General features: G+C 32.8%; 13 protein-coding genes and 1 pseudogene. 9 read left to right on the forward strand and 5 right to left on the reverse strand.

The features are described 5' to 3' along the window. Positions 1-5: 5 nt before the first annotated feature. Positions 6-929 (reverse strand): amidohydrolase family protein, encoded by a 924-nt coding sequence (locus B045_RS0109245; protein WP_018463989.1) that lies wholly within the window; start codon positions 927-929, stop codon positions 6-8. Positions 930-934: 5 nt separating this feature from the next. Beyond that, the gene (locus B045_RS0109250) at positions 935-1867 is read right to left on the reverse strand and encodes an aldo/keto reductase (RefSeq protein WP_018463990.1); all 933 of its coding nucleotides are present in this window, start codon (positions 1865-1867) and stop codon (positions 935-937) included. A gap of 167 nt (positions 1868-2034) precedes the next feature. Here B045_RS0109250 and B045_RS0109255 point away from each other — a divergent pair, with 167 nt between their 5' ends. The 3 genes and pseudogenes from B045_RS0109255 to B045_RS15665 all read left to right on the forward strand — a co-directional run. Further along, entirely contained in the window at positions 2035-3060 is a 1026-nt protein-coding gene (locus B045_RS0109255) for a LacI family DNA-binding transcriptional regulator (protein ID WP_018463991.1), read from the forward strand. After that, positions 3057-4121, forward strand: a complete 1065-nt coding sequence (locus tag B045_RS0109260) for an acyltransferase family protein (protein ID WP_018463992.1) — start codon at positions 3057-3059, stop codon at positions 4119-4121. The genes B045_RS0109255 and B045_RS0109260 overlap by 4 nt, the downstream gene beginning before the upstream one ends. 66 nt (positions 4122-4187) lie before the next feature. Next, positions 4188-4292, forward strand: a pseudogene (locus tag B045_RS15665) (flavin reductase family protein); the annotation flags it as partial. Positions 4293-4414: 122 nt separating this feature from the next. On the opposite strand, the gene B045_RS0109265 reads toward B045_RS15665, so the two are convergent. Next, on the reverse strand, positions 4415-4825 hold the full coding sequence (locus B045_RS0109265; protein WP_018463993.1) for a secondary thiamine-phosphate synthase enzyme YjbQ: 411 nt from the start codon (positions 4823-4825) through the stop codon (positions 4415-4417). Positions 4826-5050: 225 nt separating this feature from the next. Continuing rightward, positions 5051-5272 (reverse strand): hypothetical protein, encoded by a 222-nt coding sequence (locus B045_RS0109270; protein WP_018463994.1) that lies wholly within the window; start codon positions 5270-5272, stop codon positions 5051-5053. Between the two features lie 160 nt (positions 5273-5432). Here B045_RS0109270 and B045_RS0109275 point away from each other — a divergent pair, with 160 nt between their 5' ends. Beyond that, a complete protein-coding gene (locus B045_RS0109275; protein ID WP_018463995.1) occupies positions 5433-8252 on the forward strand; it encodes a KAP family P-loop NTPase fold protein in 2820 nt (939 codons plus the stop codon). A 298-nt stretch (positions 8253-8550) separates the two neighbouring features. On the opposite strand, the gene B045_RS0109280 is transcribed toward B045_RS0109275, so the two are convergent. After that, positions 8551-9432 (reverse strand): abortive infection system antitoxin AbiGi family protein, encoded by an 882-nt coding sequence (locus B045_RS0109280; protein ID WP_081618620.1) that lies wholly within the window; start codon positions 9430-9432, stop codon positions 8551-8553. A gap of 220 nt (positions 9433-9652) precedes the next feature. Here B045_RS0109280 and B045_RS0109285 point away from each other — a divergent pair, with 220 nt between their 5' ends. From B045_RS0109285 to B045_RS15340, 5 genes are all read left to right on the forward strand, one after another. Continuing rightward, positions 9653-10147, forward strand: coding sequence for a hypothetical protein (locus B045_RS0109285; protein ID WP_018463997.1), 495 nt, complete (start codon positions 9653-9655; stop codon positions 10145-10147). A 216-nt stretch (positions 10148-10363) separates the two neighbouring features. Continuing rightward, positions 10364-10624: an RteC domain-containing protein gene (locus B045_RS0109290; protein WP_018463998.1), complete on the forward strand. Its 261-nt coding sequence runs from the start codon at positions 10364-10366 to the stop codon at positions 10622-10624. 301 nt (positions 10625-10925) lie between these two features. Then, positions 10926-11378: a D-Ala-D-Ala carboxypeptidase family metallohydrolase gene (locus tag B045_RS0109295; RefSeq protein WP_018463999.1), complete on the forward strand. Its 453-nt coding sequence runs from the start codon at positions 10926-10928 to the stop codon at positions 11376-11378. 9 nt (positions 11379-11387) lie between these two features. Continuing rightward, positions 11388-12470, forward strand: a complete 1083-nt coding sequence (locus B045_RS0109300) for a DUF7833 domain-containing protein (protein ID WP_026234384.1) — start codon at positions 11388-11390, stop codon at positions 12468-12470. Continuing rightward, positions 12467-12648: hypothetical protein (locus B045_RS15340; RefSeq protein WP_154650141.1), on the forward strand; the 182-nt coding region annotated here is incomplete at its 3' end. The genes B045_RS0109300 and B045_RS15340, both read left to right, overlap by 4 nt.

Genomic DNA, 12648 nt, shown 5'->3' on the forward strand with positions numbered 1-12648 from the left:
AATGTTTATTCAGACATGTTTTTAATATATGGTATCTCCGGGAAAGAACCGAATCCATAGAACTTACGCGCATTCTCACCAAGGAATAGGCATTTTTCTTGTTCGGTAAAATCAGAAGACTTTGTAATGAAGTCGTACGACATACGATAGGTTATAGCTGTAATTGTACGTGGATAGTCTGATCCCCACATCAGTTTATTCATACCAACTAGGTCGGCAGCCTCACGTATTGCTTTTACAGCTCCCTTGAAAGGATAGAATTCATCGTTAAAGAGCCATGTTATACCGCCCGATTCTATCATGACATTCTCATTGCGGGCAAGCATTATCTGGTCTTTCCATCCATCGCAAGTAACCATTCCAAAATGTCCCACAGCTATTTTCAGATTTGGACACTCTTCAATCACTTCTTTGATTTCTGGTATCTGAGTCGTGCCTTCCTCTAATACCAAGGAGAGAATGATGCCGTTATCCTCCATATAATGGAACATCTGCATCATTTCTTCACAGTTAAGCTTTATGCGATCATCGGTTGTCTGCAATCTATGACCTGGGATGGTTATAGCTTTAAATCCCTTTGAAACTAATTGTTTAGCTTCTTCTAGGTAACCTCCTCTGTGATAATCACATAACCCACATACAAAGAATCTATCGCCGAAGCGTGATGCTACATCAGCAAGATAATCATTCTGACATCCGTCTATGAATTCTTGAGTAACCACAGCTGCCTCAACCTGAGCATAATCCATGTTAGAGAGAAATACTTCAGCGCTGTTTTTTCCGTCTATCATAAACGGTGGCAACATCTGGCGCATCTCGCCCATAAACATAGACCTTCCGTTGTTGCATGTCTTTATCTGTTTTCCATTCACCATTGTGTCTTGTTTAAGCCACAGGTGAGAATGTGCGTCTATAATATGATAATACATGTCTCTTATGTATTAGACCAACTCACACGTTGCTGATCACCTATAATATCTCTTACCTCTTTCACCAAGTCCCAATCTATTGGCTCATTTATTGAGTCAATGTTTTTCTTCACATTCTCTGGGTTAGTTGTGCTAAAGAGTGTTGTTGCTATTCTGTCATTACTTACAGAGAACTGCATAGCGAGTTTTTCAATAGGGAAGTTCTTCGTCTTACAATATTCGGCAGCTTTGGCGCAAGCCTCAATCAATGGCTTTGGTGCAGGATGCCAATCTGGTACTCCTCTTTCTGTGAGTAATCCCATAGACAGAGGTGAAGCATTAACGATTCCAACTCCTTTCTGTTCGAAATAATCAAGGAAATCAGCAAGTTTATCATCACACAGACAGTAATGGCAAAAGTTGAGTACTGATTCTACAGTACCTTCTGGCACACGGTCAATGACCCATTTAAGGTTTTCGAGTTGCAGGTCTGTTATGCCGACGTGCTTTACAACGCCTTCTTCTTTCAACTTAACAAGAGCAGGCAAAGTCTCGTCTACCACCTGATGAAGATCTGCGAATTCAATATCATGTACATTGATAATATCCAGATAATCCACATTTAGGCGTTCCATACTTTCATAAACACTGGCGGTGACTCTCTTTGCAGAATAATCCCAGGTGTTTTTGCCGTTTTCGCCGTATCTTCCAACCTTTGTAGAAAGATAATATTTGTCTCTCTTAATATCTTTAAGAGCCTTGCCAAGTACCGTTTCGGCCTTGTAATATCCATAATATGGAGATACATCAATAAAGTTAATACCCGATTCTATCGCAGTAAAGACAGCATCGATGCCCTGTTTTTCTTTAAGGTCATGGAATACGCCACCCAAAGAAGAGGCACCAAAACCAAGAGAAGATACTTTCATACCGGTTTTACCGATTTCATGATATTGCATAGTTGTTTATTATTTAGTTATTACGTCGCAAAGATAAAGATAAATAAAGCACCTACAATTTTAATGATAAGCAAAACGTAACGTAATGGATTACGTTAAAACTAGTTTCTTATACTTATTAATTTATTTATTTTTGTACATTTGTGCACTTAAACGATTTACTACAGATGGAAAGCAAGAAATATATCTCCATGAAGGATATGGCAAAAAAGCTAGGTGTGTCTATACCTACAATATCCAGGGCGTTGAAAAACAGTCCTGAGATAAGCGACGAGCTATGTGAAAAAGTGAAAAGACTAGCTAAAGATATGAATTATCGTCCCAATCCTTTTGCAATGAGTCTGCGCAAAAATGCTCCACGTACAATAGGTTTGATTGTGCCTGATATTGTTACTCATTTTTTTTCTTCTATAGTTAAAGGTATTGAAGAGACGGCTGTGGCTAATGGATATTTTGTTATTATAACCACAAGTAGCGAAAATAGTGAACATGAGAAACGCAACATAGAGAATCTTGTTAATATGAGGGTAGAGGGCATCATCGCATGTCTGTCACAAGACACAACAGATTATTCGCATTTTCTTGCACTCAAAGACATTAATATGCCGGTAGTTCTGTTCGACCGCACCTGTATGCCGGATAAGTTTTCTACGGTAATAGCTGACGGAGAAAAATCTGCTCAAATGGCTACGCAGCACTTTATAGACAATGGCAGTCACCGCATTGCTTTTATTGGTGGTCCTAATCATCTTGATATAGTAAGAAGGAGAAAACATGGTTATCTGGAAGCATTGCGTGCCAACAAAATACCTATAGAAAAAGAATTAGTGGTATGCAGAAAAATAGATTATCAGGAAGGTAAAATAGCTGCACAACAATTATTGTCATTACCCAATCCCCCCGATGCAATACTTGCTATGAATGATACTCTTGCCTTTGCAGCAATTGATGTTATCAAGAGTCATCATCTCAATATTCCCAATGATGTCGCTATCATCGGATACACTGATGAGGAGCATGCCAATTATGTGGAACCTAAATTGTCGGCTGTATGCCATCAAACGTACCAAATGGGGCAGTCAGCTTGCGAACTGCTATTATCGCAGATAAAAGGTGATACCAAAGTAAGGCAAATTATAGTACCTACCCAACTGCAAATAAGGGAAAGTAGCATAAAAACACACAATTTATGAATAAAACTCGTTATTATTATCTTGATGCCTTGCGCGTCTTTCTTTCATGTATAGTATTCTACCATCATGCTGCTATCGCTTTTGGAGCTTCTGGTGGTTGGTATAATAAAGCTGTTGTTACAACTACAGGTTTAACACAAGCATTGCTTTCTGCATCAATGGGGATAGACCAATCCTACTTTATGAGCCTTTTCTTCTTCATTTCCGCACTACTGATTCCTTCATCTTTTCATAGGAAAGGAACTAAAGTATTTCTTATTGATAGACTTAATCGACTAGGTATTCCACTGGCAATATATTTTTTCATTCTCAACCCATTACTAAATTATTGGATATATGGTTGTTGGGGAAGTTTCGGTTTAGGTCCAATGTGGTTTGTCTTTACATTGCTATTATTTGAATCATTATATGTAGTTTGTCAGAAGTTACCCAATGTGTCATTTTTTCATTGCAGTAAACCATCTACGTTGGGAATAATATTTTTCATGTTTATAAGTGGGGCTGTAGCATTTCTTGTAAGACTTATCGTTCCTACAGGGAATACTGTTTTTGGATTGCAACTGGGCTATTTCCCACTATATATAGGGATGTATGCACTCGGTATAGTTGCCCAACACAACAAATGGATGGATAATATAAATATCAAAGACTCAAAACCATGGTTTCTTTTAGCTATATTAATTGGAATCCCAGCAATGCTCATAACGATGGGCAGTTGTAGTAATAAAATGGAAAACTTCTCTGGAGGATGGAATATGCAGGCCGTTTTCTATGCATTTTGGGAACCTATAATGTGTGTTGGTATATCTTACTTTTTATTGACATTGAGTAAGAAAATTTTCAATAGACCCAATCGTATTATACAAAAACTATCTGATAATAGTTTTGCATTCTATTTTATACATCCATATGTTGTTGTTGGATTCACATTTTTAGTAGGATTATTTGTAATTTCCCCAATCACAGGTCTTGCCATAGTATGTATTTTGGGTATACCCGTATGCTTCATTATAGCAATGATTATAAAGTATTGCTTTAGATTTATAGGGATAAAACTATAATAATATACCCGTTGGCGGAATTAAATTTTCAAATAATAAGGTTAACTCCAATATTGTGTATTTATCTATCAAGACACGAGAGATGAAAGTTATCCAAAACGTGACTTCCATACTATGTATGTAGGTAAGATTGAGAAAGTCTTGGTACGTGATGATGAGTATCTAAAATAGTCAATAGATCATTGGTTAAATGAACAAAAGAGTAGGGACGTTTACATTTGTAAACTTCCCCTTTTTATTATGTTAGTATTTATGTCGCTTTTAGAAAATGTTCTCTAATGGCATCACTTATTTTATTCAATAATTGTAGCTACAATATGTCGACTTCCTCCATGATTGCGGAATTCACATAAATAAATACCTTGCCATGTGCCAAGATTCAATTTGCCGTTTGTGATGGGAATATTGATGCTAGCTCCTGTAATAATACTTTTTGCGTGAGCTGGCATGTCGTCAGCCCCTTCAAGTGTGTGTTCATAGTAGCTTTGATTTTCGGGGATCAGATGATTGTAAATGCTTTCCATATCACTACGTACTGAACTATCCCAATTTTCACAGATAGACAGTGCACAACTGGTATGCTGAATAAATAAATTAAGCAGTCCTATTTTGGGCAATTGTGGTAGATGTGTCATTACTTCATCTGTTATCAGGTGAAATCCTCTACGTTGAGCCTTTAGTGAAAATTCTATTTGTTGCATCATTGTTATTGTCTAGTTTTTACTGATAAAGCAAAAGTAAAAAGAAAAATCGATATAAACATATCTATTAATAGAAAAATGTAAGTCTTGTCGATTATAGTATTGAAGCCTTTGACAACTATTTAGCTACAAACGCAAATATATTTGTCCTGATGCAAACAGGATAGAGCCAAAATAAACTTTGTATATTTTTCCCTGATATAGGTAATAATAATTATTGTCCTATTGTCACTCAAAGAATAATGGGGTCTCTTCGATGCTTTTGTCAAAAGTGTATTCATCATTAGCATCTCCTAATTCAACTTCTGATATGTTAAGCAAAACTCTTTCCCCTTTCATATTTTTCGCTTCAATAGTTCCACTTTCACTATTAGTATAGTTTAAAACTCTGAATATTTGTGATTTATCACTTGATAATCTTATACATGACTGGAATGCTACTTTTTTCATATTCTTCTATGATATTCAATTTATTATTTTTATAATTTGATGTTTATTCATTAAAACGATAGAATGGTAAGCGTTTATTAATAATATCATCTTGATATACTTTGCAAAACTAATAAAATTATTTAAATTTGCAAACTAATCAAACTAATATAATCATTATATGGAATTTCTTAAAAAAACATGGGGCTTTATTGAGGAAAAAATGTTCTTAACAACAATAATAGTAACATTAATAATATCAGTTATTGTGTTCAAAGCATTTTGGGTTCATTTAATAACTATAATATGGGTTTCTCCAATAATGTCAAAATTATATGGTCATGAACTATTGATAGCAAGTTTCTATGGAGCTATTATAGCTCTTTATTATTATCGCAAGTTTAAATTTACCCAGTATTATAACAATAACAGAGTCTGGTATTTTGTTTTGTTATTTCTCATATATATAATATGTTTCTCTTCCAAAGAATGGAATTTCTCTTTAATAACATATAAAACATATTCTTTTGCTTGGACAAATCTAATCTTTCTCGTTTTTATTCCAGAAATCGGTTTATACTTAAATTGTATAAAACGTAAAAAAATTAAATACAATCCATTATTAGAAATTGAAGAAACGAAAAAAACAGGTGATGAGTATAATAGAAATGGTTGCTGTGAGTCTGTATATAAAGTTATAAATACATGTTTTTTTGAAAAACAAAGTTTTGCTGTAGGTATATCGGGCTCATGGGGTAGTGGTAAAACAACATATATAAATATGCTAAAACAAAGATATGAAAAAGACTGCAAAGACGGAAAAAATATTAATAATGTGCAGAATGAACAAATTAATAAAAGCAACGAAGCTATAAGCATTATTGATTTTGAGCCTTGGAAGGATGATAATCCACGTTTAATTATAAAGTCTTTTTTTGCTTTACTAAAAAGTGAATTGAAACCTTATCTTTCTAATATATCAATACCTATTGATCAGTATGTGAGTTCTTTGTTAGATTGTGATGTGCCAATAAAGTGGAAGTTTTTTCTTAATACGATACACTTTCTTTCTGTTGCTAACAAGAAAAGCCCGTATGAGCAAATTACATTCTATATAAAAAAATCTAAGCATAGAGTTGTTGTTTTTATTGATGATATTGATAGACTTGATAAAGACGAAATAAAAGAAGTTTTAAGATTAATAAGAAATACAGCCAACTTTCCATACATACAGTTTATCGTAGCTTATGATAAAGACTATATAATATCAACATTGAAGGATAGTGGTATAGAATCTCCAACCAATTATCTAGAGAAATTCTTTAACCTTGAAATCACATTACCAAAGTACGAAAATCGTATTGTATGTTCTGAATTAGAAGAAAGGTTGTCTAAAGACATGAATGATTTAGGGTTTAAAGGTCTTGATAAAATAATACATGATATGATTTATTATATGAGAGAAAATAATAATGATAAAGTGAATATGTATCTTGTACCATGTGTCTTAACAAATATAAGAGATGTCATTCGATATCGTAACTCATTTTATATTTCTATGCAGATGATAAAAGATTTGCAAATTGAAAATGAAATCGAAATAGCTGACATGTTTTATATTGAACTACTTCGCTATCGGTACAATGATGTTTATATGTTTCTTCGTAATAAGCCTGCTAGTATACTAATATCAGAAAATGAATATACATTTAATTATAATAGCGAATCTTTGAAGAATATAACTAGTACATACAGTGTTTACGACCAAGACATAATTAAAGATATATTTGATAAATTATTTAGACATAGTAATGATAGGCATTCTTTGAATAAGAAGCGCTATTTTGTTAATTATTTTATGTATAGACTAGATAATAAAATATTCACTAAAATGGATTTTCTATCATTAAGTGGCCTAAGTGATGTTGAATTATCAAGTCGAGTTAATAATTTGTATGAAGAAAAATATAAAAATGAATTTGAGTCTCAAATATATGAAATATTATCAAATATTTATACAGTATATCCTTTTAAGGGAGGAAGCATAAGTAATGTTCCGGATTATAAAATTATATACGATATCTTGAAGTCTATATTAAAATGCAAAGAAATTAAAAATGATGAATTAAAAAAGGAAATATGTAATCCAATAATGATATATTTGCTTGAATTACCGTTTTATGATGCAAATCATCTTAAGGCGATGTTAGATTTATATAATTATTTGGATTTAACGGTTTATACTGATAATTCATTTACTGATTCACTTTTATCTAAGATACTTTATACAGATAATTTATTAGTTAAACCACATTCAAATATACATGATTTTTATGAAATTATATTTAATTTTTTAGCGAAAGTAAATGATGTTGTAAGAATGTCTAATGCTATAACTAAATTTCTAGAAGATTTTACTAAAGGAAATATATTTGCTAATAAATTAGTCATTGATGTGCCAACTATAGATAAAATAAGGTTAGATTATTTTATTCATTACAATGATAAATTGTCAGATAATGGATTTGTCTTATTTAGCAATTGTATTGATTCTAAAAATACATTTACAAGTAAAAGGCTTTTGCAAAAAGATGCTTTGGCATATATGAAAAAAGAAATAGAAGCAGATCCTGAGCGATATTTTTATAATTTTATACAAAAAGGCAGTTCGACTGGTAATAAGAATATGTTATACCCCGAACCATATTATCTTGATATATTTGGCAGTAATGATGAATTTGACAAATTTATACAAAAATGCGAGGGGATCCCGTCTTATGTTAGGATGCATAGATTTTGGACTTTATATAAATATCTCCATTATCAACCTTTACTATTTGCTAGTAATATTAATTTAGATAGTGTGTTAGCTAATAATTTTCAAAATGAATGGAACTCGTTATTAGAGTTACTTAAGCTCATGGATAAATATGATAATAAAGAGATTTCGGAAGATGAATTTAAAAAAGCTGTAGATTTATTTGAATCTAGTTTGCAATAATAATTCTAACTCATTTGCTTTAAATTTATCAGTTATTCAAAAAAAAACAGCTCAGTCTTTTTACCGTAACTTGTATATTACAGTGTCTAGCTCCATGAAAGCAAGCTTAAAATTATATGCCTATGGATGTTAACAGTTCTCTTTGCAGCTTTTTTCACTTGTGACTTACCTGCTATGAGGGAATCTGCTGTTATATAAGAATGGGAATAATCTTTTCTCAATACCGTGCTACAGATTCCTTACCCCATTTTTTATACCCGAATCAACCTTCTGAGAATTATAAACGAGTTTTAGCTAATTAGTAATTAGTTTCAATACTTTCAAAAGATGTAATTTTGCTTATTATTATATCCTTTTCTTCTTGCGTAATACGATTTCCAAAAATAGTTTTAGTATTTCTAATAAACTTAATCATTTTTTCTATCTGTTTGTCGGTTCTTACCACAATAAATGATATGGACTTACATATATCTTTATTAAGAATAATTAGACTATCATCTTTTTTCCATAGTTGTTTATTTAATTCTGTTTTGTCCTCTTCAAACTTTGTTTTATCAATATCTAACTTCCACATTTCTTCATCGTGGTTATTGGTATCTATGCTCGGATATATGTATCTCCATTCGCATTCATCATAATTATTAATTCTCTTGCCATCTTTTTTTGTAGCGTATAGTTTAGAAAAAGCAAGGAAGTACAACATGTTAGCTTTTGCAAGAAGAATTTGATCTTTTTTATGTCTTAACTCCTCATTATTACCTAAAACTTTTTCAAACCCATTTTTATTAACAAGCTCAGTATAATTACGTATATCAAGATAAAATTTCATTGCATACAAAAACGAATTTTCAATCATCTCTACTTGCGTCTTAAAATAGTCGACTCCCATACTTTGGACAAGTAAAGAATAACGATACATGACAGGGTTAAGTTGGAAGTCGGTTTTTTGTCGAAAGAAATCTTTTGATAAGCCAACCATATAATTGCCATATCTTTTTCTATGTTGTGGCGTTCTTAACAATGGTATATCGCAAAAACATACCATTGGTAGGGCTATGCCGTGTCCGTTTGCAAACTCTTCAAAACAATATGAAAATCTCAAGCCATCTCGTAAGATGCTTTCCAAGTTTGTCAACGTACGAGTAAAATGAAATAGTGTATTAGGATGAATTACTGGCATAATATTTAATTCTTTATCAATTTAAAGTGGTATATCTGGCATCTGTTATATACTGATTAAGTATTGTAATAAATGGAAACGAGTTCTAGTTCCTTTCACCACGAAGTTGTGTGCAAAGATAGCACAACCTGAATAAAATTCAAAATAAAGTGTGTCTTTAATTTTTAGATTTATTTAATAATTTGTATATTCCTTGCATATTTTTAAATAAGCAAACTAAATGGATAATAAATTATTAGAAGAAGAAATGAGAGTGATTAATAATGTTGTGGATAAAGTTGTAGATGAAAAGATTGCAAAAGTGATAAATAAATTTTTAATTGAAATTGATAAACTCGAGAAGCGAATATCTAATCTTGAAAAAGATAATCAGACTATTTATCAAGAACTGAATTTTTATATTTCTGAAAGTAAGGCGATACAATTTAATGAAGATCTTTATCTACTATGGAAGATTGAAAAGGATATTGAATGGATTGATGACATAGCACATATTACGCAAATATGTATTAATGATAAGTATGGGAGTATAGCACATGTTTTTGACTTCATCATTTCTTATATTGATACTATGTATCTGAATAACAAGAAGTTGCAAAAACAGTTTAAACATGACTTGGCTATAATCCTTGGGTATAATTTTAATGACCACAAGTCATCTAAGGTCTTTAGAAATGCTTACTATAATGCTATTGATAAAATCAATGAATTATGATAAATTAATATATTGTGTATAAATAACGTATGAAACATGCAAATAAGTGTTTTTTTGCTTATTTCAACAAAAGTTTTTCTTATAAAATTCCCTGTTTATCAGCATCTAGGAGATTTTAAACTATGTAAAGAATTGTTTAATTCGGCTTATTTCATGGTCGATTTTTACATTGTGCTTACCTTTGCAGTAGATAATCAATAACCAAAACAATAAAAAATGAATAACCAAAAAATCTATTGGAACGGAACTAAATCAGAACTTGTTGAAATTTGCTATGCTCTTTATACAAACAAACTTATTGAGGGAGATCATAACAATTTACTAAATTTCAAAGAAATATGTAACCTTGTATTTGATTTGCTAGGCGAAAAAATCACTCATAATCCTTATGACAACGTATATCAAATGAGACGTAGAAAGAAGAAAACTTCAACGAGTGTACTTTATAAATCTTTTAAAAAGTGTTTCGACTGTTAATCAAATAAAATAAGTACAGAGTTTTTTTCAAGTTTTCGGCTTTTTGCATTATATCGCTTGCATATTTCGTAAATTTGTATATGAAATAATCAACCAAAAAAGTTTAGTATGATTAAAACTATAACCCACATTAGATTACATTTGCCCCTACTGCAAAAGGTAGGGGCAAATAAAGAAAATCCAGTTTTATTATTATATAGAATATAAAGATTAACATAAACAAAGACTAAGTTTTAGCCACTAAATAAAGGATGACGAATAATCACTCTAGCGGTAGCTTTGTCTTTTTTTTAACAAGATTATGACACTTGAACAAGCAAAAGAGAAAAGCCTTACTGAGCATTTTACTCTTTATGAAATGATGCGTTCTGAGACTGCTGAAAACCACAACATCAACAACACCCCCGACGCAACACAGATTAATAACTTAAAGAATCTGTGTGAAAAAATCCTAGAACCTTTACGCCGTAACTTTGGCGTAATCAAAATTAACAGCGGTTTCCGCTGCCCTGTACTTAACGAACGAGTTAATGGAGTTGGAAACTCTCAGCACCTTTTTGGTGAAGCTGCTGACATACATTGCTATAACGCATATATAGCCAGAAAATATTTTGACTTTATTACGAATCATTGCCCGTATGATCAACTGCTTTTTGAATATCGAAAAGGTGGTTCTTTTTGGATTCACGTTTCACTTAAACGTAACAACAAGAATCGTAGAATGAGAATAGAAAATTATCCAGCTAAACATTAACACTGAATCATGAAATACTATATGCTATCATCAAATTTCCTTAATAGTGAGGAAATGCAAAAATTAGACATTAATCACCGACTTGAAGGACGTGGAGCAATCATGTTCATCTTTGAGTACCTCGTTGACCGCAGGAATGGATTGGGAAGTTATATCAGCATTCCAAGTCTTGCCAGATCAATGGGTAAGAACAAGAAGTTCTTGCTTGATATAATCAATAACTATGGATTATTTTGCAGTCCAAAGGATAACGACATTTTTTACAGTCCTTATCTCCGTATAACTCTCGGCTTGCCAGAACACCCTTCTGATGATGAAATTAAGGAGTGTGTTGGAGGCTGGAAAAGCACAAAGAAAGTCAATGAAAGTTGCAAGAAAGTTCAAGAAAGTTCCAACAAAGTTGCAACATTTTCAAAAAAAGTTGCAAAAATAACGCCGCAACTCGCTGAAAATCAGCAACCCCACTATATAGAACATAAAGATAGAAATAGAGATAAAGAAAATATAGATAAAAGATATAACGACAGTGAAACTACTGCTACCGCTGTAGTAAAGGCAGCAGCACCATCAGTCTTTCTGACGAAGATGAATTCTATTTTCGATGACGAAAACTGGCTAAAAACTTTGGAAGGACAAACGGGAATAAAATTGTTTTCTGACATGACGATTCGCAAGCAGCTCATTAGCTGGTTTGACAAACGCCTTATCATGAGCGCATGCAATGAAGAGCAGGGCTACAAGCCTCGTGACGCCAAGAAATATCTTCGTAATCTGTTGCTGCCTGGACGCAAGACACAGAATGAATTCAACGATCTTGTGAGGCGTGGCATTGAGCGGGCGAAACGAAAACTGTTGATGAATACGCAAGAAGAACAGACTTCAGGACCAAGTGAGTATGAGACGGTTGTAAACGGTGTGCGCTATGCTCGACGCAAAGAATCCGTTCCAATGTCTGCACCGCCACAGGTGTATGTATGCCGTCGTTGGAGCTGTATCCGCAATGCATGGGTGGCTCCTGATTCATGGGACTTTGAAGAGGAAATGATTGCACGCAGACGTCTTGGAATGCCTGATAAACTATTGATACAATGAGCGAACAATACGAAAGAATTTCGATCTCTGACCTGGAGATAAAGGGTAGCAGAGAAAGCGGACAGGTGAGGTCTACATGTCCGCATTGCAGAGACTACAAGCAGCATGGCAACGCTGCTTGTGTGAGTATCAATCTTGACACGGGTTTCGGACAGTGTTTCAAGTGTGGAACTAAATT

The organism is Segatella paludivivens DSM 17968 = JCM 13650 (assembly GCF_000373185.1).
Lineage (GTDB): Bacteria > Bacteroidota > Bacteroidia > Bacteroidales > Bacteroidaceae > Prevotella > Prevotella paludivivens.

Excerpts from the sequence above, each read along its gene's own strand:
- B045_RS0109300 (WP_026234384.1), top strand. The coding sequence starts at position 11,388 with ATGAAATACTATATGCTATCATCAAATTTCCTTAATAGTGAGGAAATG.
- B045_RS0109275 (WP_018463995.1), top strand. The coding sequence starts at position 5,433 with ATGGAATTTCTTAAAAAAACATGGGGCTTTATTGAGGAAAAAATGTTC.
- B045_RS0109260 (WP_018463992.1), top strand. The coding sequence starts at position 3,057 with ATGAATAAAACTCGTTATTATTATCTTGATGCCTTGCGCGTCTTTCTT.
- B045_RS0109250 (WP_018463990.1), bottom strand. The coding sequence starts at position 1,867 with ATGCAATATCATGAAATCGGTAAAACCGGTATGAAAGTATCTTCTCTT.
- B045_RS0109255 (WP_018463991.1), top strand. The coding sequence starts at position 2,035 with ATGGAAAGCAAGAAATATATCTCCATGAAGGATATGGCAAAAAAGCTA.
- B045_RS0109280 (WP_081618620.1), bottom strand. The coding sequence starts at position 9,432 with ATGCCAGTAATTCATCCTAATACACTATTTCATTTTACTCGTACGTTG.
- B045_RS0109290 (WP_018463998.1), top strand. The coding sequence starts at position 10,364 with ATGAATAACCAAAAAATCTATTGGAACGGAACTAAATCAGAACTTGTT.
- B045_RS0109270 (WP_018463994.1), bottom strand. The coding sequence starts at position 5,272 with ATGAAAAAAGTAGCATTCCAGTCATGTATAAGATTATCAAGTGATAAA.
- B045_RS0109295 (WP_018463999.1), top strand. The coding sequence starts at position 10,926 with ATGACACTTGAACAAGCAAAAGAGAAAAGCCTTACTGAGCATTTTACT.
- B045_RS0109245 (WP_018463989.1), bottom strand. The coding sequence starts at position 929 with ATGTATTATCATATTATAGACGCACATTCTCACCTGTGGCTTAAACAA.
- B045_RS0109265 (WP_018463993.1), bottom strand. The coding sequence starts at position 4,825 with ATGATGCAACAAATAGAATTTTCACTAAAGGCTCAACGTAGAGGATTT.
- B045_RS0109285 (WP_018463997.1), top strand. The coding sequence starts at position 9,653 with ATGGATAATAAATTATTAGAAGAAGAAATGAGAGTGATTAATAATGTT.